This window comes from Kitasatospora sp. NPDC093679, assembly GCF_040683455.1.
Classification (GTDB): Bacteria; Actinomycetota; Actinomycetes; order Streptomycetales; family Streptomycetaceae; genus Kitasatospora; species Kitasatospora arboriphila.
In genome coordinates this window covers 153,628-173,238 of sequence record NZ_JBFBDW010000013.1, presented here as the reverse complement: position 1 = coordinate 173,238, position 19,611 = coordinate 153,628, and the positions used below count along the sequence as shown (strand labels likewise).

25 protein-coding genes are annotated in these 19,611 nt (G+C 72.9%); 24 read left to right on the top strand and 1 reads right to left on the bottom strand.

Annotation, left to right across the window (positions count from 1 at the left end; genetic code table 11):
• The first annotated feature begins 1,412 nt into the window (after positions 1-1,412).
• The 12 genes from AB0O09_RS14505 (at position 1,413) to AB0O09_RS14450 (ending at position 11,233) form a co-directional block, all read left to right on the top strand.
• Positions 1,413-1,775: a hypothetical protein gene (locus tag AB0O09_RS14505; RefSeq protein WP_363541971.1), complete on the top strand. Its 363-nt coding sequence runs from the start codon at positions 1,413-1,415 to the stop codon at positions 1,773-1,775.
• A 58-nt stretch (positions 1,776-1,833) separates the two neighbouring features.
• The gene (locus AB0O09_RS14500; protein ID WP_363541970.1) at positions 1,834-2,163 is read left to right on the top strand and encodes a hypothetical protein; all 330 of its coding nucleotides are present in this window, start codon (positions 1,834-1,836) and stop codon (positions 2,161-2,163) included.
• Between the two features lie 324 nt (positions 2,164-2,487).
• Positions 2,488-2,742, top strand: a complete 255-nt coding sequence (locus AB0O09_RS14495; RefSeq protein ID WP_363541969.1) for a hypothetical protein — start codon at positions 2,488-2,490, stop codon at positions 2,740-2,742.
• A 109-nt stretch (positions 2,743-2,851) separates the two neighbouring features.
• On the top strand, positions 2,852-3,358 hold the full coding sequence (locus AB0O09_RS14490; RefSeq protein WP_363541967.1) for a hypothetical protein: 507 nt from the start codon (positions 2,852-2,854) through the stop codon (positions 3,356-3,358).
• A gap of 142 nt (positions 3,359-3,500) precedes the next feature.
• Positions 3,501-3,845, top strand: coding sequence for a hypothetical protein (locus tag AB0O09_RS14485; RefSeq protein ID WP_363541966.1), 345 nt, complete (start codon positions 3,501-3,503; stop codon positions 3,843-3,845).
• A 343-nt stretch (positions 3,846-4,188) separates the two neighbouring features.
• Positions 4,189-5,205 carry an ArdC-like ssDNA-binding domain-containing protein gene (locus AB0O09_RS14480; RefSeq protein ID WP_363541965.1) on the top strand — a complete coding sequence of 339 codons (1,017 nt, stop codon included), beginning with the start codon at positions 4,189-4,191 and terminating at the stop codon, positions 5,203-5,205.
• 204 nt (positions 5,206-5,409) lie between these two features.
• A complete protein-coding gene (locus tag AB0O09_RS14475) occupies positions 5,410-6,126 on the top strand; it encodes a hypothetical protein (protein ID WP_363541963.1) in 717 nt (238 codons plus the stop codon).
• 131 nt (positions 6,127-6,257) lie between these two features.
• Positions 6,258-6,662, top strand: a complete 405-nt coding sequence (locus AB0O09_RS14470) for a DUF6573 family protein (RefSeq protein WP_363541962.1) — start codon at positions 6,258-6,260, stop codon at positions 6,660-6,662.
• A gap of 80 nt (positions 6,663-6,742) precedes the next feature.
• On the top strand, positions 6,743-7,069 hold the full coding sequence (locus AB0O09_RS14465) for a hypothetical protein (protein ID WP_363541960.1): 327 nt from the start codon (positions 6,743-6,745) through the stop codon (positions 7,067-7,069).
• Between the two features lie 143 nt (positions 7,070-7,212).
• The gene (locus AB0O09_RS14460; protein WP_363541959.1) at positions 7,213-9,498 is read left to right on the top strand and encodes a hypothetical protein; all 2,286 of its coding nucleotides are present in this window, start codon (positions 7,213-7,215) and stop codon (positions 9,496-9,498) included.
• A gap of 144 nt (positions 9,499-9,642) precedes the next feature.
• On the top strand, positions 9,643-10,044 hold the full coding sequence (locus AB0O09_RS14455; RefSeq protein ID WP_363541958.1) for a hypothetical protein: 402 nt from the start codon (positions 9,643-9,645) through the stop codon (positions 10,042-10,044).
• A gap of 73 nt (positions 10,045-10,117) precedes the next feature.
• Complete coding sequence (locus AB0O09_RS14450) at positions 10,118-11,233, top strand: hypothetical protein (protein WP_363541957.1); 1,116 nt, start codon at positions 10,118-10,120, stop codon at positions 11,231-11,233.
• A 14-nt stretch (positions 11,234-11,247) separates the two neighbouring features.
• On the opposite strand, the gene AB0O09_RS14445 is transcribed toward AB0O09_RS14450, so the two are convergent.
• On the bottom strand, positions 11,248-11,748 hold the full coding sequence (locus AB0O09_RS14445; RefSeq protein WP_363541956.1) for a hypothetical protein: 501 nt from the start codon (positions 11,746-11,748) through the stop codon (positions 11,248-11,250).
• 176 nt (positions 11,749-11,924) lie between these two features.
• Here AB0O09_RS14445 and AB0O09_RS14440 point away from each other — a divergent pair, with 176 nt between their 5' ends.
• The 12 genes from AB0O09_RS14440 to AB0O09_RS14385 all read left to right on the top strand — a co-directional run bounded on the left by AB0O09_RS14440 (position 11,925) and on the right by AB0O09_RS14385 (position 19,560).
• Entirely contained in the window at positions 11,925-12,422 is a 498-nt protein-coding gene (locus tag AB0O09_RS14440) for a hypothetical protein (protein ID WP_363541955.1), read from the top strand.
• 110 nt (positions 12,423-12,532) lie between these two features.
• Positions 12,533-13,315 (top strand): hypothetical protein, encoded by a 783-nt coding sequence (locus AB0O09_RS14435; RefSeq protein ID WP_363541954.1) that lies wholly within the window; start codon positions 12,533-12,535, stop codon positions 13,313-13,315.
• Positions 13,316-13,480: 165 nt separating this feature from the next.
• Positions 13,481-14,293, top strand: a complete 813-nt coding sequence (locus tag AB0O09_RS14430) for a hypothetical protein (protein ID WP_363541953.1) — start codon at positions 13,481-13,483, stop codon at positions 14,291-14,293.
• A 65-nt stretch (positions 14,294-14,358) separates the two neighbouring features.
• Positions 14,359-14,880 (top strand): hypothetical protein, encoded by a 522-nt coding sequence (locus AB0O09_RS14425; protein WP_363541952.1) that lies wholly within the window; start codon positions 14,359-14,361, stop codon positions 14,878-14,880.
• 109 nt (positions 14,881-14,989) lie between these two features.
• On the top strand, positions 14,990-15,823 hold the full coding sequence (locus AB0O09_RS14420; RefSeq protein ID WP_363541951.1) for a methyltransferase: 834 nt from the start codon (positions 14,990-14,992) through the stop codon (positions 15,821-15,823).
• Positions 15,824-15,907: 84 nt separating this feature from the next.
• On the top strand, positions 15,908-16,117 hold the full coding sequence (locus AB0O09_RS14415; RefSeq protein WP_363541950.1) for a hypothetical protein: 210 nt from the start codon (positions 15,908-15,910) through the stop codon (positions 16,115-16,117).
• 70 nt (positions 16,118-16,187) lie between these two features.
• Positions 16,188-16,967, top strand: a complete 780-nt coding sequence (locus tag AB0O09_RS14410; protein WP_363541949.1) for a hypothetical protein — start codon at positions 16,188-16,190, stop codon at positions 16,965-16,967.
• A gap of 120 nt (positions 16,968-17,087) precedes the next feature.
• On the top strand, positions 17,088-17,444 hold the full coding sequence (locus AB0O09_RS14405; RefSeq protein ID WP_363541947.1) for a GNAT family N-acetyltransferase: 357 nt from the start codon (positions 17,088-17,090) through the stop codon (positions 17,442-17,444).
• Positions 17,445-17,657: 213 nt separating this feature from the next.
• Entirely contained in the window at positions 17,658-18,431 is a 774-nt protein-coding gene (locus AB0O09_RS14400) for a hypothetical protein (RefSeq protein ID WP_363541946.1), read from the top strand.
• A gap of 92 nt (positions 18,432-18,523) precedes the next feature.
• Entirely contained in the window at positions 18,524-18,880 is a 357-nt protein-coding gene (locus AB0O09_RS14395) for a hypothetical protein (protein ID WP_363541945.1), read from the top strand.
• 63 nt (positions 18,881-18,943) lie between these two features.
• Positions 18,944-19,288, top strand: a complete 345-nt coding sequence (locus tag AB0O09_RS14390; RefSeq protein ID WP_363541944.1) for a hypothetical protein — start codon at positions 18,944-18,946, stop codon at positions 19,286-19,288.
• The gene (locus AB0O09_RS14385; protein ID WP_363541943.1) at positions 19,288-19,560 is read left to right on the top strand and encodes a hypothetical protein; all 273 of its coding nucleotides are present in this window, start codon (positions 19,288-19,290) and stop codon (positions 19,558-19,560) included. Before AB0O09_RS14390 ends, AB0O09_RS14385 begins: the two co-directional genes overlap by 1 nt.
• Positions 19,561-19,611: the final 51 nt, after the last annotated feature.

The window sequence follows — 19,611 nt, the reverse complement described above, 5'->3', positions numbered from 1 at the left end:
GCAAACACACTCTTTCCCCACCCGCCCCCCTTCCGATCGGTCCGCCCACCCGCCGAAGGCGGGTGGCGAACGGAGGGCCGAAGGCCCGTAGGGACCCGCTCCGCGTGTCCGCGGCCTGACCTTCGGTCAGGCCGGCCCGGCTTCGCCGGGCCTGGTCGGTCCGCTTCGCTCCCCTCCCGGGCCGCTCCGCTTCGCTCCGACGGCCCCGGTGGCTGAGCCCCGGTCAAGGGGCTGAGCTGCGCTTGTGGCTGGGGTGGCCGGGCCGGTCGATCACCGGCTTTTTCGCCATCCGGCGCTGCCCGATCCGCCACGCCGCGCCGGGCGGTCTCCCGAGTATGTATCAAATGTGGACTGTCAGGTGATCCCGCCGCAGCACCCCTCCCTATCCGGCCGAAAAACCAGCCGCCCGGCCCCGGAGAAAACCGGGTCCGGGCGGTATCAGAAATCCACCGTCAGCCCATCCCGTCAGAGGACGTATCCCCACCCGGCCGCCTGATAAATTCGCTTCGCGTCATTTCATCGCAGGCCGGATATTCCTACGTCGATCAGCGGGGAGCGGTCGCCCTTCGGCCGACTGAAGTCACTCCTGCTTTAGGCCTGCCCCTCGCCGTACCCGGTACCGCTCGACGCCCCACAGGACCAGATCCGCAACGCCCCCCAGCAAGAACGCTCCGACCACCACCCGCTGCCACAGCGGCCCGTCGGACAGCACCCAGGCCAAAGCACCCACCACAACAAACAACCGCCACCACAGCGACCGCGTCCACGCCCCGGACACCCCACACCCCCGCCAGACAGCCCATCACCAATACGACGAGGATGCAGACTACGCACCCCTGGCAAGGTCAGCCCGACGGTCCGCCGTTCAAGCCGGGAAGGGTCCGGCGGGGACGATCCAGTGCCGGGCGAGGAACCGACAGGGCGCCGCCCCGGCGCCCCTGCCAGAACTCTGCCATGTGCCGCGGAGCAGCGGCCGGGCTGCCGCCCAGGACCGGCGCGAGGGCGCCGCGCGACCGGCACCGCCGGGCGCCCAACAACAACGGCCCGCCGCAGGCGCAGAACCGCCGCCGTCCGACCCGTTCCCGCCCTACCGCACACACCACACCACCAGCACCACAGGAGAGGGACAGACAGAGGGGGTTGTCGGGGGCTCAGCGGCCCTTGACGGGTGTCCTGACCTGCGGAAAATCCAGGCCGGCCGAGGGGTGATGTGACGCCAGTCAGGACCGCATACGGCACTGTCTGCAGCACCCCAGTCGGACCTGCAGTCAGAACCGCTATGGACGGGTCGACTTTCCGGGAAAGTGGCTGCCCAACTTCCTTTCATGCGGCTTTTCGCGTAGTGTTTCTCTTGTCAGGCCGGGTGGCTCCCGGAAGGCAATCGAACCGACCGCACAATCCGGAGGAACTGAATGAACCCCAGCGCCCGCAAGGCCCAGGCACTCATCCTCAAGCGTCGCAGGATGAACGGCCTGGCCGCCTCCACCAAGCGCCGTCCGCGCTCGCTGGCCACGTACGCGCTGGCCACCGGGGCCGACCGCGAGACCGCCGGAGGCGTCGCCGATGCCCTGCGCAGCGTGGCGAAGCGTCTCAAGGTGGAGCCGGAGGTCAGGGAGGTGACCCGCCGAACCCTCGCGGGTGGCCGCGCCCCGGAGATGCGCCCGGTTTCCCGCTACTCCCGCGCCCAGGTCCGCCAGATTGCGGAGGCGTACCGGCCCCGAAAGGCCGAGTACAAGGAGATCCAGGCCGGGCTCCTGCGAATCACCGCCGCGTAGCGAATTCCCCGGCGGGGGCGGCAGAGACCGCCCCCGCCCAACCCCCAAGACATCACAGTTGACCGAAGGGAAAATCATGTCTGCTGGAATTCGCGCCGCCATCATTACTGACGCCGCCCCGATGGTAGCCGCCGCCCTGGAAAGCATCCCGGCCGCGCACACGTGGAACTTCCGAATCTCCTACGGGTGGAACGGCCTGATTGTGTCGGCGACCGACCGTCTGCCGCACGCGGCACGCGAGAACGGGCTCGATGCGTTCTTCGACGCTTTCGAGGCTGCCGGATGGACCGCGAAGACCGGCTATGACGAGTTCTTCGAGTTCCGTTCGGTGACGCTCGTTCACCCGTCCGTCGCGGCGGGGCGCATGGTGCCCGCACCGGCCATCTGACCGACGGGCCGCCGGGGTGCACAGGGTTGCGCTGTGCCCCCGGCGGGGGCCGCTGTGCGGCCGCGTAGCGGCTGCCGGAAGGCGCGCGCACGCCCGAAGCGAAGGGCCGCCAGGCCCTGGCGGGTGCGGCAGGGGGCCGCCAGGGCCCCGCAAGGGCGCAGCCCTCCGCCCCAATTGGTGTGCTGCGCCCAGGCCGGCCGTTGGGTGTGACGCCGCGCAGGAGGGCTTCCCGATTTGATTTTGTGCGCTGTTTCGTGTAGTATTTCTCTTGTCAGGCCGGGTGGCTCCCGGAGGCAATCGAACCCCGAACGAAGGAATCCGAAAGTGACCACTGCTGCTGAGCTCCCCGCCCCGATCTCCGTTCTCCCGGCCGGCCTCACCTTCCGGATGGTCGAGGTGCTCACCCACCCGAGCAGCTTCTACCCGGTGCACCCCGGCCGCTACGTGGTGGAGGGGGTCGGCCCCTGGGACGCCGCCAGCCCCGAGGTCTGCACCGACCTCAGCAACAAGGGGGTGTGGCTCTCCGACGGCGTGAACGAGGTCCTGGTGTGCCCGGGCTGCGGCCTGGACTGCACCTGACAGGGCGCCGGGGGCGGCTACCAGGCCGACCGCGGTTCTAAGGCAGGGCGACCGGGTGGCTCCCGGTCTGCGATCGAACCTCACAATCCGAGAGATGGGAACTAGTTCCATGGAGCACAGCAGCGAGTTCTTCCGCCCCGGCCGTACCTACGTTGCGGGTAGCCCTTTCACGGCCCCAGAGACGGCCGTGATCTTCCGGTGCGTCGCGGTGGCAGAGCACCCCGGAAAGAAGGAGCCCCGCGCATTGGGGTTCGCCGCCACGGTCTACCCGCTCCGCTGGGCATCTGTGGCGTTCGACGCAGGCAATTGGCAGGTGGGATGGATGGACATGGGCCCCACCGTCGAGGGTGAGGACGACCAGGAGCGGCCGGCCAACCCTGCCGAGCCGACCGGGGCAGCCGCCCAGAAAAAGGGCGAAGACGTCATTGCACGTGGCACCCTGGTGACCTACCGCGGCAGCCTTTCGAAGCTGCACGGCAAGTACCGGGCTGAGCAATGCGGTTGCCGCCGCTGCGCCGGCGTCATGGACGGCCCGCGTTACCTGCTGCGTGACAGGGTGACGGACGAAGTGGCGGTGCGCTGCGCCCGGCGGCGGTCGGTTTCGCCGGTGTTCTAGCAGCAGAGAGGGCGTGGGGCGGGCTTTGGAAAGCCCGCCCCACGCCGCAAATCATGCGCTGTTTCTGGTATTATTGCCCATGTCGGGCCGGGTGGCTCCCGGAAGGCAATCGAACCCGTTCACAACCCCGAGGAGAAGCAACATGTCCAGTCACGTGATCCTCGCCGTCCTGTCGTCCGGCACCCCGGACGCCGGGGGCGCCCCCGCCTATGAGGTCTGCCTGACGTGCGTCGAGGCTGCGCCCAGCACGGTGTGCCCGCTGGCGCCGCGCGCCGAACTGGTCGCAGCTCTCGCGGACGTCCGGGCCCGGCTGGACCGCCCGTACTACTACGACGGGCGCAGGCAGGACCAGGCGGAGGCCGTCCGGCTGACGGTCGCGGTGTGGCGCGTGGACGTCGCCGAGCTCCCGTGGTTCGCCGAGGACCCCATCGGCACGATCGTGTGGGAGGACGGCCTGCTGGAGGAGCTTGCCGCGCTCCGCGGCTGACCGGGCGGTCCTGGGGCCGGTCAGCCGGCCCCAGGACCGCGCTGTCCGCCCGGCACGACGGTCGCCCCTCCCCGCCGGTCCCGGAAGCACAGATGATGCCCGCAGGACGCCGCAGCCGGCCGCGCAAGCCGCCCCGGCGCAACGCCGAGCAGTCGTCGTATTCCGGGAATTCAGATGAGCACGCGGCCGCGCAATTCCTGACTGCGGAGGGCCGGGAATTCGGCGACACTGGCGCTGCGCCCAACTTCCGATCATGCGCTATTTCGTGTAGTATTTCTTTTGTCAGGCCGGGTGGCTCCCGGAAGGCAATCGGACCGCATTCCCGAACCACGGAGGATCGAACATGGCTCAGTCGCGCACCGCCCGCCGCCCCCTGTCCAAGAAGGCCCAGGCCGAGAAGGCCGCCAGGGCCGCCGAGCGGGAGCAGGCAACGGAGGCCTTGCACCAGCAGCTCACCGAGGCGGTGCTGCAGCTGGCGACGTCGGAGGGCTGGACCGCGATGCTGGACAAGCTGGCGCAGCGCGCGGGGACCGAGATCGGCCGGTACAGCTTCGCCAACATGATCACGATCATGATGCAGTGCCCGCAGGCGACCGCGGTGTGCAGCTTCAAGCAGTGGAAGGAGCGCGGCCGTCAGGTCCGCAAGGGCGAGAAGGCCATCCGGATCTGGGCGCCCATGACGGGCGTGCGCCGCGACGAGCGGACCGGCGAGCCCGTCACGAACGACCAGGGCGAGGAGAAGCGGTGGCTGCGGTTCAAGCTCGTTCCGGTGTTCGACATCTCCCAGACCGAGCCGCTGTGGCAGGAGGGCCCGGTGTTCACCATCACCCCCTCGGTGTTCGTTCCGAAGTTCGGCGGTGACGTGCAGGGCGAGGCCCCGGCGCAGATGTGGGAGGACCTCGCCGACCTGGTCGAGCGGCAGGGGTACCGGGTGGAGGTCGACGACACCGGCCGTTCGGACGGCTGGACTCACAAGGGATCGATGACGGTCCGGATCAGCGACCGGAGCCCGCAGGCGCACGCGGCCGTGACGCTGGCCCACGAGGTCGCCGGGCACATCGGGTGCGGGCACATGGAGGGCAGCCATGACGAGTACCGGCAGCACCGGGGTCGGATGGAGGTCGAGGCGGAGTCGGTGGCGTACATGGTGGCCGCGCGGTACGGCGTCGACGCCGAGGTGACGTCAGCTCCGTACATCGCCGGATGGGCGGGCAAGGACCCCAAGGAGGTCGAGCGGCTGCTGACCGCGACCGGCGAGACGGTCCGCAAGGCCTACCGCACGTTCCTGGAGAGCGTCGAGGGTACCGGCGGGGCGCAGCCCGTCCCGGCCGCCCAGGAGCAGGCGCTGGCAGCCGCGTAACACCGCGCCGGGGGCGGGCCGGACGGCCCGCCCCCGGCACCCCGAACCGACCGACCCACGACGGACCGACCAGGTGCCGCACGGTGCGCACCCAGACGGTGTCCGCCGCCCGCGGGTACCGGTCCCGCGGGCGGGCGGCCCTGTGGAACCGCCCTACTTCGCCCCGGCAGCCCCGGGGCCACCAGCGATCGAGGAGAGAACCCCATGAAGCGCACTCTGCAGCGGCAGGTCCTGGCGGCCGCCCGCTCGACCTGGAATCCCCGCAGCCGGCGGGTCGACAACGGCGCCGTGTCGGTGCTGCTCACCTTCCCCGCGGACACGCCCGCGGCGCCGGTGTGGAGCCCGGGCGCCGACTTCCGGGTGTGCCGGGAGGACAGGGCGTGGATCCGGGAGAGCCCGGCAGGCACCACCCTGGTCGTGACCGACCATCAGCAGCTGCGCACCGCCGGCCAGGGCCCGCCCGGCGGGCGCGAGGTGTGGACGGTGACCGTCCCGCCCGGGACGGATCACCTCGGGTTTCTGTCGGACAAGCCGCATCGGATCGGCGCGTTCGCCCGGACCACTCCCGGATCGGAGGTCCGGCGCGAACCCATGAGCGGGCATCCCAGCGCGGACGTGCTGCGCCACTGGGAGCGGTTCGAGGCGCAGTGGGGGTTCCGGCCGCGGCTGCACCTGGAGGACGGGTCCGTGCCCGCCGACGGTCGGCGGTGGCTGCTGCTGCCGTGCCTGCCGGCCGTCGAGGAGTTCCCCAGCGAGTGGGAGCTCATCGAGGCCGCCGCCCACGTGGCGCGGGCATTCGGGGCCCGGGCCCGGGTCTACCCGTACGACAGGGCCCGCCGGACGCTGGCGGACCCTGTCGGCGGTGCAGGGGACGTCAACACCGTGCGGCGGATCCTCGCCGCTGCAGCCGTGCGGCGGTGAGGCCTTCCGCGTCACAGCGCACGAGGTGGCCACCCCCCTTGAAGTCGTGCGCTATTTCATGTAATCTTTCATTTGTCAGGCCGGGTGGCTCCCGGAAGACAGTCGGACCGCACCCCACGGAAGGAACCCACGTGAACGACCTCACCGCGATCTTCGGAGCGCCGATCGACGTGTACACCCGCGCCCTGGCTCTCCGGGACGGTGTCCTGGTCGCCGTCCCGGAGGAGGCGCAGCGGAAGGCGAAGCTGAGCTACCCCGTCGCCGTGACGGCCGCTGTGCATGCCGAGTGCGTGTCCTGGGAGTCGGAGGACGCCGAAGCGCGCGGCGCGATGGAGGAGGGGCGGCTGGCCGAGCTGCTGTGGATGGCGCACAACGCGATCCTGCGCGCGGCCGGGGGCCGCCGGGTCGGGTTCGAGTTCGGCTACGTCCGGGCCGACGACCCGGAGGCCGAGAAGTCGGCCCGCCTGGTGGTCGCCTGCGGTCCGGACGACGACGGCGAGCCGGTGCTCACCGTGATGTTCCCGCACGAGGACTGACCGCCCATCGGGCCGGTCGGCGCCCGCCGACCGGCCCAGTCTGCCTGGCTCCCAAATCCGACGACGCCGAAGAGGTCCGCATGTCCGTCACCTTCCAGCCCGTATCCCTCGCCCCGCAGGACGAGGACCCCATGGTGAACATGGCCAACGGCAACGCCGCCGAGGTCTTGGTCCTGCTGGGCCTGGACGCGGCCGACCCGTGCGGGGAGGACGACGCCGCGAGCTTCCTGGGCCGCGTGCTGCTGGCCCGGGCGCTGCTGAGCAGCGACGGCGCCCGCGCCAAAAGCGAGCACGGCCGGTGGATCACGATGCCCCGCGAAGCGGGCTACCTCACCCGGCGGCTCGGCGAGCTCCAGGACCTCGCCGAGCACTGCGCCGCGGCTGGCCTGACCGTCTGCTGGGGCTGACCCGGTGGGCGCCCCGACCGGGCGCCCACGGCCGCCCCTCACCGCCCCGGCCAAAGCCGGGGCCACCACTGCCCCACCCCAGCCGGCCGGATGGCTCCCGGCCGCATCGAACCGCACACCCTTTTCGATCCGGAGGAACCCCCGTGAACACCGCACACCAGGACCCCGCCCCCGCCGCGGCCTCGGACATGCCGCGCAACGCCGAACGGCTCGCCGCCCGCGCCCAGGCCGGCGGATGGACCGTCACCCCCACCATCACCCCCCAGGCCGTCACCCTCCGGCTCACCGCCACCGTGCGCGCCGGCCGCGGCACCGGCCGGCTCGCCCTGGAGTGCACGTGGCGCGCCACCGGCCAGGGCCCGCTCCGCTGGGAAGGCGCCACCCTGCAGCGCGACGGCCAGAAGGCCCGCACCCAGTTCGGGTGGCCCGAGGTCGCCCCGCTGCTCGCCAACCTGGCACCGGCCATGGTCGACCCCGCCGCCGAGGCGTCCGGCACCACCCGGCACGGGCGCAGCGCCCAGGAGTGGCGGGAGGACCTCGCCGCGCAGGCCAAGACCGCGCGCGAGGCAAAGGAGCGGGCGCAGGTCGCCCGCGGTCGGGTGCGGCAGGTCCGTTACCCGCAGGGGCCCGGCGGGCCCGTGAACGGGTGGGCCGACGCGGCGGACCGCGCAGCGCTGCCGATCTACAGCGGGTTGGAGCGGCGGGAGTACCGCGTCTCTCTGCTGCCCCACCGGGTGGGGGCGGACGCGGACGCCCGCCGGCTGTTCGACGTCGCCGAGCGCGCCCGGGTGCTGGCCGAGGCCTGTGTGAAGGACGCGGCCGCGGTCGAGGCCGTCCTGCTGGCCCACGAGGCCGAGGAGGTGTGCGCGCCGCTGGTTGCCGAGGAGGCGGCCGTCATGGTGGCCGAGGAGGCCGCGTGGCGGGCGGCGAACCCGGATGGCGGGCCGGCCAGGTTCGCCCGCGAGGTGATCGGTACGTTCGGCGGCGCCGACGGCCCGTTCGCCGAGTGGTGGGAGGAGAACGCCGAACCGGGCATGACGTACTACCAGGGGTGGGACGCGCGGGATCCGCACCGTATGCCGCGGGCGGAGCTCAACCTGTCGCTGCGCCTGGACGCCGAGGTGAACAGGGCGCTGTTCGCGCTCGGTTCGGCTGCCGCCGCCGTGGCACGGGCCCGGGGCGGTGAGGAGGGCGAGGCGCGCGCCGTCCGGCTCGCCGCCGAGGCGCAGCGGGGTGCGGCCCTGTATGCGCCGGGTGCGCGGCGTGGCCGGGGCGAGGGCGGTAAGGCCGCTCTGGCGGTGTGGTCGCTGCTGGAGTGCGGCCGGTGGGGGATGTCCCTGGACATGGCCGAGAACGTGCGGGCCGTCGAGATGTGGACGAAGACGGCGGCCCGGAGGGAGGCCTGGGAGGTCCGTCGGCTGTTCCTGGCCCGCCACTGCCTGGACGTGCGGGAGGACGCCCGCAGGGAGGTCCGGGAGCAGCTGGCGGAGGCCGAGCGGGAGCGGGGTCGCGTCGCCCGCGGGGTGTTCGACCAGGCCCAGGCGGCCGGGGCGTCGGAGGCGGAGGCGCGGGAGGTCATGTGGGACGTGCGGGCCCGGTTGGATGCCGAGGCCGCCGGCCGTGCCGCGGACGGTCGGGAGCGGTTCGGTCGTGGTGGGGCGGTGTGGGTTGAGCCCGAGCCGCACGGCGGCGGCCGGTACGTGGGCACGGTGGCGTGCTACTTGGGCCGGGGGCTGTTCCGGGTGCGCCGGGAGGCGGCCGGGTGGGAGGCCTTCGAGGACGTGCCCTCCGGCCGGATGGCGCCGGCGTCGCCGAAGGAGGCGGTCGAGGACCGGGCCCGGCAGCTGCGCGCGAAGGAGCGGGAGGAGCAGGAGCGGGCGGTCGAGCTGCAGCGCCGGGCCGAGGAGCAGGAGCGCCAGGCCGAGGCCGAGCGGGTGCGGGCGGCCGAGCACCGGCATCTGTGCGAGCGGAAGGCGGCCCGGGCGACGACGCGGCGCGGAATGCAGGCGCCGACCGCGCCGGGCAAGGTGTGGGCGCCGGTCCACCGGGTGCCCGATTCGGTGGAGGAGCTGTGGATCTTGGCGGCCGAGTACGGGTGGGCGATGGACCGGGAGACGCTGTTCGAGGGGCGGACCATTGTGGTGCGCATCGTGGGCACGACGAGTCGGGGCCGGTGGGCGTTCCGGCTGGTGTGGCGGGCCGGCGGTGGCCGGTACGCCGTGGAGAAGAGCCAGTCGGATGCGCTGTGGGCCGACCGGCGCCAGGGGCCGCGCGGCGGAAAGGTCCGGCCGACGGTGGGCGACGTCCGCGACGTCATCGTGCGGTCCGGCGAGACCCTGGAGGGCGCGGCCGCGCCGCTGGGCCAGCTGGTCACCGCGGCCGATGTCCTGCGCAAGCCGGACGGGCCGGGTCGGCCGGTGACCGGCTGAGCCTGGCTGCCGGGGGCGGCCGGGCGTTGTCCTGGCCGCCCCGGGTGCACCCTCATTGAATTCATGCGCTATTTCTTGTAAACTTTCCCTATTGGTCGGGTGGCTCCCGGCCGAGGTCGAACCGTTCACCAGGAAGGACCCCGCATGTCCGACGAGCAGCCCAGCAGGTCCAGCTACACCGGCCAGTTCCACGCCACCGTGTCCGCGGTCGCCCGCCTGCTGGAACTCACCGCCCCCGGCACCGGTCGGCGCCTGACGGCCGCGGCCGAGGCCGTTCCCGCGCCATGGCCCCAGGGAACCTCCCCCCTCCCGTCCACCGGCCCCGGCCGGGTCCTGGCCCTGTGGCGGGATCTGCCCGAGTGCGGCCACAGCACCCCGGCGAAGCGAGCCACGGACCGCACGGGCCGGCTCTGCCCGTGCCTGCGCCCGCTGATCGCCCGGCTCATCCGGGCCACCTGGTGGGCGAGCAACGGCGACTGGGCCGCCGCCGACCGCGAGCTGCAGCGCGCGAGCACCGAGACGCGCGAGCGCCTCCCCCAGCTCTGACACCAGGCGGGACGGGCCGGTCGACGCCGGGCCCGTCCCGCCCCCACCGCACACCCGCCAGGAGGAACCCACCGTGAAGAGCACCACGACCGCCGGCCCGCTGCGCCCGGCACCGGTCGGCACCGCCGACCCGGCCGCGATGACCGACGAGCAGATCGGCGCCGAAATCGACGCCCTGACAGCCCACCAGCAAGACGTCCAGGCCCACCCCGGCGCATGGGACCAGCTGCGCACCGAGATCGTTCCGCGCCGCACAGCCCTGGCAGCCGAGCGCCGTCGGCGAAAGCTGGCCCGCAGGGACCGCGAACGGGCGCAGCGGGAAGCGGCGGCACTGGCCGGCCGGCGGGCGCGGACCGCGGTCGGTGCGCGGCGGCCGGACGGCCGGTACCCGGTATCGGTGGACGGTCTAGAGCGCGGTGTCGTGTGGCGCAGCGGCCGTTCCTGGTGGCGGGAGGTCGACGGCCAGGCGCAGCCCGATGGGCACGGCACCCGGCGGGAGGCCGCCGACGCGGTCGTCCAGACGGCGGATGTCCGGGCGGAGCGGGAACGGGAGGAGGAGCGGCGCGCGCAGCCGCCGGCCGGGTGGGTGGCGGGCGGCGACTGGCGGGCGCTGGAGCGCCTGGACGTGCTGCGCCTGCCGGGCGGGCGCAGCGGGGCGGCGTGGGGGCCGGTGTGGCGGGTGACGGGACGGGAGGAGCACCGGGGCGGGCGGGTGTCGTTCCGGATGGAGCCGGTCGGCTCGGATGATCTCGGTGTGGTGCTGTTCGGGGAGGATCTGGCGCGGTTCGTCCGCCCGGCCGCCGAGACGCTGGCAGGCCTGCCGGGGACGCCGTTCCGGCTGCTGTTCCCGGCCGAGCACACGGCGCGCCGGCTGCTGGACGTCTCCGACGAGCTGGCTTGCCTGCGGCGGCGGCCGGGGTGTGCGGCGGCCGAGCGCGCGCTCGTCCTGCTGGCCGGGGTGGAGGACGGGAGCAGCCGTGAGCCGGCCGCCGACATGCGGCGTATCGCCGATCTGGCCGGGGAGCTGGGCCGGATCGTGGCCGTTCCCGAGACGCGGGACTGGCGGCACTGGGCCCACGACCGCCGCCTGGCCGAGCACGCCCAGGCGTTCGCGGCCCGGGCGGCCGAGCGGTTCGAGGCGGGCGGCGGCGCCCTGACGGAGGAGTACCGGGCTCAGCTGCGGGGCTAAGGACGCTTCTACCGTCACCCGGCGGACGGGCTGGCGGTCTCCGGCACCGACAGGTTGTTGGCGGCCAGGTAGACACTGTCGGACGCCGGATCGAACCAGAACGTCGCGGAAGACGCCCGGGCCAGCTCACGGTCGAGCTCCAAGCTGTGCTGCCAGACGGCGCCGTTCGGCAGGAAGGCGGCGAGTCCCGAGGAGGTCCCGGGAAGCACCATGTCTTGGGCCTGCCGATCCTTGAGCAGACCGGCCACCGTCCCCGGCTGGAGCCGCATCACCGCATCGATGAAGTAGTCGGACGGTCCGGGCACCCGGCCTCCCGAGTTGTCGTGCGGGTCGAACTGCCAGTGCGCCTCAACGATCCGGCCCAACTTCGGCAGGCGCGCGGTCAGCTCAGTTGTGCTGGTGCGGATTTCGAGCTTGGTCGGCGCAGCGGCCGAGGGCGGCTCGGCCGCACTGCCGCACGCGGTCAGCGGCGCCGTCAACAGCGCGGCCGCCAGCAGGCCGTTCCGTACCCTCATCCGAACTCCCCCGATCGCGAACGGGACCAGCGCGATCTGCCAGGTCCGCTCATGATCTTAAGGGCCGGAAGTCTCCCCACACTTCCATTCGTGCGCCTTTTCTGGTAGTCTTTTTCTTGTCAGGCCGGGTGGCTCCCGGACGGCAACCGAACCGATCACGACCGGAAGGCACGTCGATGATGTCCAGCACCGAGAACAGGCAGGCCCTGCCCGCACCGCTCGCCGCGCACCTCGCCCCGACCGCCCGCAACATCGCCAGCGCCGCCATGGCGGTCGCGAAGCTGGCCTCGAGCGGCTGGCAGCCGCTGTGCGGCTACCCCGGCGCGGACACCCACTGGCACGTCAGGTGCCTGGTGTGCGGCCAGTGGGACGGGCTGAAGTTCTACTCCCACCTGCGCCGCGGCAAGCCCGCCTTCCGCCACCCGGGGTGCCTGCCCGAGGCGCAGCGCACGGCCAAGCTGGCGGAGATCACCGCGGCGCTCAGCACGGCGTGCCCGTGCCCGGCCGCCCACCCGGTCACCGCCGAGGACGCCGCCGAGGCGATCCGCGAGGTCTCCCGGGCCCGTGACGAGGGCGACGAGGACGCGCTGTCCGCCCAGCTGGCCCGCCTGCTCGGGCGGTGCCCGGCCGCCGCGGCCCGCGCCGAGGCCGTCCAGGCGGCCGCCAGCGCCTGACACCCGGCCGGGGCGGGCGGACCGCCGCCCGCCCCGGCCCGGCATTCACGACGTCCCGCGCCCGCCGGGCGCCGCCCAGCCGTCATCCCTTGTCGCTCAGGAGCGATTCCGTGGACACCCCGCTTTCCCTTCCCGGCATGCCCGCCGGAGCGCCGCCCCGGCCCCGCTTGACGCAGAACAGCGATCTCGCCAGGCACGGCATCTTCAACTGGACCCTCCCGGCATGGGCCGGGCGGCTCCCGGACGGCCGCACCTACAACACGTGCCCGGAGGCCGACATCTGCGCCCGCCTCTGCTACGCCTACGCGCCCGGCAGCTCCTACAAGCGCTTCCCCAACGTCGCCGCCGCCCACCTGCGCAACCTCATGATGGTGCTGGACACCCCGCGCGAGTGGGAGCAGCAGATGAAGCACGAGCTGCGCCACCGCCGCTACGTCGGCGCGTGGGTGCGCATCCACGACTCCGGCGACTTCTTCTCCGACGAGTACACCGAGGCGTGGCTGCGCATCGCCCGGTCGGCCCCGGCGACGCGGTTCTACTGCTACACGAAGGCCATCGCCCGGTTCCACCGGATCGTGGTGCCCAACAAGCCGGCCAACTTCCTGTGGTGCCCGAGTCTCGGCGGCCGCGAGGACCACCTGATCGACCTCACCCAGCGGCACGCCGACGTCTTCCCGACCGTCGAGGCGCTGGAGGCGGCCGGCTACAGCGACCAGAGCGAATCCGACCTGCTGGCCGTACTGGGCGACCCGCTGGTGGGCATCCCGGCCAACGGCATGGCGACGCTGCGCAAGCGGCAGGGCCCGCACAGCTTCGGCGAGTTGCAGCGCAAGCGTCGGGCCCAGCTCACCGCCAAACGGGCCCGCGCGGCGCAGCGGGCGACCGCCGCCTGAGGCCGGAGCCCGCGCCGGCCCCGGATCGGCAGCACGCCGCCCCAAATCGTGCGCTTTCTCATGCCATCTTTCACCGGGCCGACCGGTCAGGTTGCGCACCACCGCGCTCTCCGCCGCGCTCAAGCGGCGGAGAGCGCAGCCCATCACAACACCGAGGAGCATCACGTGGAGCACCACGTTCCCGCCGCCTGGCAGGCCCTGCACGAGCGGTTCGACGCGCTCGGCCGCGCGGTCGCCGCAGCGCTCAACGCCGAGCCGAGCGAGGAGGGGCCCGGCTGGCGGCACGAGGCCGCCGTGAACGCCTACGGGTCGGTGATGCTGTCCCACCCGGCGGGATGGCGCGTCCAGATCGGACACCACCGGACCACCGGGCACGCCCGGAGCCGGCTGACCATCACCGGCTGCACCCCCTCAGGGTGGCCGGGCAACAGCAACCACGAAATCACCGTCGCCGACACACGCCCGCCCGCGGCCATCGCCCGCGAGATCCAGCGCCGCCTACTGCCCGACTACCGGCCCACCATGCGCCAGGCCCTCGCCGACATCGAGCAGGAACAGCGCTACGCCCAGCGCCGCGCGGCCACCATGGACCAGCTGCAGGAAGCCCTGCCCGCCCTGCACCCCTACGACTGGGATCCGGCCCGCGGTTCGTTCTACGCCACCGACCGGGAATGCCGCCCCCTCGCCCACGCCAGCGGGACCGTCATGGTCCGCCACAGCGGCGAGAGGGTGGATCTCAAGCTCACCGACGTGCCGGCCGAACTGGCCGCGTGGATCCTGGCCCGGCTCAACGCCGCGCCACCCGTGCTGACCGGCCGGGTCATGCCGCGCGAAGTCGGCCAGGCCCGCGCCGAACTTCCCGCGCCGAGCCAGGTCGTCCCCGGCGAAGTCGTCAGCGCGGCCGCGGAACTGCCTGCCGCCGGCACGGCCCCCGCCCCCGTCCCACACCTGCTCGCCGCCGAGGCGCAGCGCAGGTGACACCCCCGATCCCGCCGGCCGGGGCACACAGCCCCGGCCGGCCGATACGAGAGGAACACAAGACCGTGGACACGATCACCGAGCCACTCCCCTACCGGAATGCGACCGCCGCCGTCACCTTCCCCGCCTCTTTGGACCAACGCGCCCAGGCCACCGCGCAGACCACCGTCGCCGTCTTCTACCGCGTGCCCCTACAGGTGGTATTCCGGCACGTACTCGACGGTGCCAGCCGCTGGAGTCACGAGGCCGATTGGGTCACGCCGCACTCGACCGGCTACCGGACGAAGCAGCAGGCCACCGCCCGGCTGCTGCCCCTGGTCGATGTGCTGCTCAACCGTCCCGAGCTGCAGCCGCGGCTGCAGGAGCTGCACGCCGAGGCGCTCCGCCTGCAGGCCGCGCACACCTGGCGGCGCCTCAGCCGGGCCCGCGGCCAAGTGGCCGAGGCAGCACGGGAGGCGCGTGCCGTGGAGGCCGAGTTCCGGGCGTTCGAGGTTCCCGAGGCGGAGGCCGCCGCTCTGATCGCCGCCGAAGACGCGGAGTTCCGCCGGTGGTTCGGCTTCCCCGCGCCCCGCCGCGGCGCCCGGTAGGCGTGCCCACCCCTTGAAAAAGTGCACTGTTTCTTGTATTGTTTTCTTTGTTAGGTCGGGTGGCTCCCGGCAGGCAGTCGAACCGTCCACTCCACCGGAAGGACCCTCCATGCCCAAGTTGACGAAGGACCAGGCCAAGCTGCACCGCAAGGCGGCCGCCCTGGTCGACCAGGAGCGGCCCCTGACCGAGGAGGAGAAGGAGTTCGTCCTCGACCACTGGCAGGAGTCCGCAAGCGCGGGGAGCGGCGCGCTCGACGGCGCCTACTTCACCCCGGCCGAGCTCGCCCGGGACCTCGCCATCGAGGTCAGCGGCGATCGGATCGTCGACTTGTGCGCCGGCATCGGCCGGCTGGCGTTCAGCTGCCGGGACCTGCTGCGCGGCTGGAACGGCCAGGGCCCCCGAGAGCTGGTGTGCGTGGAGCGCAACCCGGAGTACGTCCGGGTCGGCCGCAAGGTGCTGCCCGAGGCGATATGGATCGTCGGCGACGTCCTGGACCTGCCGGGCGACATCGGACAGTTCGACACCGCGATCGGCAACCCGCCTTTCGGCAGCATCAAGCGCAGCCGCAACGCGCCCGGCTACCAGGGCCGCCGGTTCGAGTACCACGTCATCGCCGCCGCCTCCCGGATCGCTCAGTGGGGCGTGTTCATCGTCCCCCAGCTGAGCGCACCCTTCCGCTACAGCGGCCGCCCTCACTTCACCGAGGAGCGGGACAGCGAGTGCCTGCGCTTCGAGCAGGCGACCGGCATCCGCATGGGCCCGAACTGCGGTATCGACACGGCGATCTACCAGGACGAATGGCGCTGGGCGTCCCCGGCGACCGAGATCGTCGTGTGCGACTTCACCGAGCTGTCGGCCGCACCCTCGCAGCCCTCCCCGCCCCGCCCCGCCGCGGCCACCGCAGCGGCCACCGGCGGCGACGCCGAGCTCTGCCTGTTCTGACCGCCGGCGGGGGCGCCGGCCAGGCACCCCCACCCGGCCCACCCGCCGCGGCCGCACCCGCGCCGCCCCGAGAAGGGAAACCCCGTGCACAACCTGAAGTTCGACCCGTCGACCCCCGAGGGCGCCGAGATCGTCGACCTGTTCAACGGCATCAAGGAGCACATCGAGGACGACAGCGGCGGCTGGAACGGCGGCGACGTCGTCGACGCCCTCACCCAGTGGTTCGCCGACCTCGGCATCGACGTGGACGCCGACACCATCACCACCGACGTCGCCCCCGCCGTCACCGACTGATCCCGCCCGAGCGGCGACACGGCAGCCGGCCGCATCCGATCACCACACGCACACACCAAGGAGAGTTCCCGTGGGCGTCCTGAAGACCCCGAACGGCAACATCGTGGGATACCGCCTCAACGGCCGGGACCACCCGATCACCATGGCCAACGCGCAGCGCGCCGTCCAGGTCATCAACTGCTGGCGCCGACGCGGCGGCCCCACGGTCAGCAACTTCACCGCCTTCGAGCTGGAGAGGTTCAGCGACGAGACCGGCCTCGACCTGTTCGGCCGGGAGATCCGCCTGATCGCGCGGGGCATCTACTTCTACGTCACCGGCCGGGCGGATGCCGTGCGGGCCGCCCGGACCATCACGGCCGACCAGGCACCGCGCCCGCTCGTGAAGCGGCCCGGCGCCCGGGCCTACGAGGCCCTGAGGGGCGCACAAAAGCACTACGAGGCCACCCGCGGCATCGAGGAGGAGGCCGCCCTCACCATCCGGCGCGCCCGAACCGACCTGGCCCGGGCCGCCGGCCCGCTGGGGCAGGACGAGGCGCAGCGCATCCTGGCGAAGGCCGTGTCGCATGCCGAAGCGGCCATCCAGGCGGCCAGGGCCGTGAAGGCCGAATTCCTCGCCGCGTGCGACACCTACGACCGCGGCTGCGAGGCCGCCCGCACCCTCAAGGTCGGCGAGGTGGCCCGTTCGGCGGAGAGCGTGGCCTACAGCGCCGCGCGCGTGCGCGAACTCGCCGAGGCCGCCCGGGCCGCGCTGTATGCGGCGCAGCGGGCCCAGGGGAAGCTGCGAAGCGAGGCGGAGCGACGGAGCGGGAGGCCGGGCCGGCCGCGGTTCTCCGATCCTCTGGGGGGCTGATCGCCGCGCAGGGCGGATCTCCACCCTTCCAATCGTGCGCTTTTCCTGGTATTCTTTCTTATGCCAGGCCGGGTGGCTCCCGGCAGGCGATCGAACCTTTCCGATCCGAGAGGAACTCCGATGACCCTGATGCTCGCTGTGCGCACGGATGCGGCTGCGCAGTCCCCCGAGTCCGAGTCCTGGCTTTACGGGAGCCAGCAGTTCGCCGCCGGGAGCCTCGCGAAGAACTTCGGCCCCGCGGGGTGCCACGGGGTGTACGCCTGCACGCCGGACGGCACGATCATCGGTCGCCTGCTGTGGGACCAGGAGGGCGGCGAGGTGTGGTGGATCGGCGTCGCGGCAAAGTTCCGCCGCCGGGGAATCGCCACCGCGCTGTGGCGCCTCGCCGAGCACAAGGCCGCCACCGCCCGGTGGACCGCACCGCGGCACAGCGAGGTCCTGCTCCCCGACGGCGAGGCGTGGATCGCCTCCCTGTAGGCAATCGGCACGGCGGCCCGCCCAGCGGCGGGCCGCCGACCCGGCGCCTGACCCGACCGATCAGAACGACCGCCCCTGCCACCATCACCGCCGACACCCGAGAAGGTCCCTGCAGGCGCTCACCCGCGACCGCGGGCCGCCCGAGCGCCCCGGTCCGACGGCGATCCCGCCCCGGACTGACGCCCTGGCCGACCCTCAGAAAGTGAGATCACGATGCACACCAATCCCAGCTGGCCGGCCGGCGCCGACGAAGGCGGATCGGGAAACCCGCGGGCCGTCCGCAGCCAACTGGCCATCCTGGAATCGCTCCTCCCGCTCGCCGCTGACCGGGCCGTCGAGGTGTTCGGCTACCAGCCGGCCACGGTGGCCGCGGCAGACCCCGACGGACGGCCGACGGAATTCGCCCTGCCGGGAGGCCGGTCCCTCCAGGTCCGCGCCCTGACCCGGCCCACGCGGGCACTACTGGTCGAGCCCGGCCGCTGCGAGGCGGCCGCAGTGCTCGCCGAGGCCGCCGACCGGACCGCGCACGGCGCAGCGGGGCACTACGCGAGCCTTTCCGATGTGCAGGCCGCTATCGCCCGGCACCCGTGCACGACCGTGCCGCCTCCGAGCGGCCCGGCGGGCGACCCATCCGTTCTGGTGCTGCGCCGCGCGAGGGCTCGGTACGCGCCCGCGCCGTGGAGTGTGCACCTCCCCGGAAGGATCCCGGTCGTGCTGGCTGCGGGGTGCGCTACGAAGGCCCGCGCCCGCATCGTGGCCGGCTGGCTGGAGTCCACGGGGCTGGACTTCGCGGATCGCCGGATGCTGGAGCCTGCCTGCGATGCCCTCATGGAGCTGTACCACGAGTGGAACGCGTGCGTCCTGGCCGCCCTCCGGGGCGAGGGCCCCTGGCCGGAGAACACTCCGCACCGGTTCAGCGGGATCCTGTCCGCGCTGGCGGCCGTCGCCGACACGTTGAGGGGTGGCGGAGCCTCCCCCACGCTTTAAATCGTGCGGCTTTTCTGGTATTGTTTTCTCTGTCGGGGCGAGTGGCCCTCCCCCGGCCGATCGAACCTGCACACACCGAAAGGGGCACACCCGTGACCGCGATCACCGCCGTGACGACGTTCATCCTGACCGAAGCCACCGACACCGACCTCCAGCGGCTCGACACCGCCATGCGCGACCGGCGCAAGGCGCTCGCGGAAATCCGCGCCGCCGCCGTGGTGGTCGGAGCGGCCGCCACCACCCGCAACCTCTCCCCGAAGTACATGAACGGCCTCTCCGGGACCGTCGAGTCCATCCAGGGCAAGGTCGCCTACCTCAAGCTGGACGAGCACTCCACCGAGGAGCTGCGCGCCCAGTACTCGCGGCGCTTCCCCGTCCCGGACGGCGTCAAGACCTACAGCCTGCCCGCCGGGATCCCCCTGACCTGCCTGACCGTCACCGCCAGCTGATCAGCCCGCACGAACGGGGCCGCCGCGGCGCGCGGCGGCCCCTCGACACCAGGAGGAGAGACCATGCGAGGGGACTGGGCGGCCGAGTTGACCATGGCCGCGGAGCAGTCGAGGTCCTGGCAGTCCCGGGCCAGCGCCGCGCAGGACGCGGCCTACCGGCTGGCCCTGACGATTGCGCAGACCGGAGAGCCGGAAGCCGGGTGGGGAAGTGTGCAGAGCGCGCAGGAGGCGCACCGGGACCAGTTCCGCCGGTGCGAGCTGGCGGCCGCACGCTGGCGGGAAGCCGAGGCTGCATACGTACGGGCCCTGTCCGAGCCCGACGATGAGCGCTCCCGGCGGCTGGCCGCTCTCGCCGCCAGTCACCAGCACGCCGCGCAGCAGCTGACCGACGCCCTGGAGGTGACGTGATGCCGGTGTTCACCGCCGTCGTGTTCGACGGCATCGACTGGGACGGTGACGCGGCGCTGCACCGGTTCGTGATCGAGGCGCCCGACGAGGAGGCGGCGCGGCTCGTGGTGTACGCGCTCCAGGACTGCGAGGAGGTGAAGTCCTCCGTCGTGGAGGAGGAGTGGCAGATCTACGCCCTGGTGCCCGCCGAGCCGTGCGGCCCCGAGACGTACGACCGGCTCCGGGTCACCGGGCCGGGGACGTGGGAGTGGGCCGACCAGCCCGCACCGTAACCGGCTGCGGTCGGGCGGCGGGCACCCCGCTGCCCGGGCCGGTCGCCAACC

Coding starts and splice junctions, on each gene's coding strand:
- AB0O09_RS14505 (WP_363541971.1), top strand. CDS start 1,413: ATGAACCCCAGCGCCCGCAAGGCCCAGGCACTCATCCTCAAGCGTCGC.
- AB0O09_RS14490 (WP_363541967.1), top strand. CDS start 2,852: ATGGAGCACAGCAGCGAGTTCTTCCGCCCCGGCCGTACCTACGTTGCG.
- AB0O09_RS14485 (WP_363541966.1), top strand. CDS start 3,501: ATGTCCAGTCACGTGATCCTCGCCGTCCTGTCGTCCGGCACCCCGGAC.
- AB0O09_RS14480 (WP_363541965.1), top strand. CDS start 4,189: ATGGCTCAGTCGCGCACCGCCCGCCGCCCCCTGTCCAAGAAGGCCCAG.
- AB0O09_RS14475 (WP_363541963.1), top strand. CDS start 5,410: ATGAAGCGCACTCTGCAGCGGCAGGTCCTGGCGGCCGCCCGCTCGACC.
- AB0O09_RS14465 (WP_363541960.1), top strand. CDS start 6,743: ATGTCCGTCACCTTCCAGCCCGTATCCCTCGCCCCGCAGGACGAGGAC.
- AB0O09_RS14455 (WP_363541958.1), top strand. CDS start 9,643: ATGTCCGACGAGCAGCCCAGCAGGTCCAGCTACACCGGCCAGTTCCAC.
- AB0O09_RS14445 (WP_363541956.1), bottom strand. CDS start 11,748: ATGAGGGTACGGAACGGCCTGCTGGCGGCCGCGCTGTTGACGGCGCCG.
- AB0O09_RS14440 (WP_363541955.1), top strand. CDS start 11,925: ATGATGTCCAGCACCGAGAACAGGCAGGCCCTGCCCGCACCGCTCGCC.
- AB0O09_RS14420 (WP_363541951.1), top strand. CDS start 14,990: ATGCCCAAGTTGACGAAGGACCAGGCCAAGCTGCACCGCAAGGCGGCC.
- AB0O09_RS14405 (WP_363541947.1), top strand. CDS start 17,088: ATGACCCTGATGCTCGCTGTGCGCACGGATGCGGCTGCGCAGTCCCCC.
- AB0O09_RS14400 (WP_363541946.1), top strand. CDS start 17,658: ATGCACACCAATCCCAGCTGGCCGGCCGGCGCCGACGAAGGCGGATCG.
- AB0O09_RS14390 (WP_363541944.1), top strand. CDS start 18,944: ATGCGAGGGGACTGGGCGGCCGAGTTGACCATGGCCGCGGAGCAGTCG.
- AB0O09_RS14385 (WP_363541943.1), top strand. CDS start 19,288: ATGCCGGTGTTCACCGCCGTCGTGTTCGACGGCATCGACTGGGACGGT.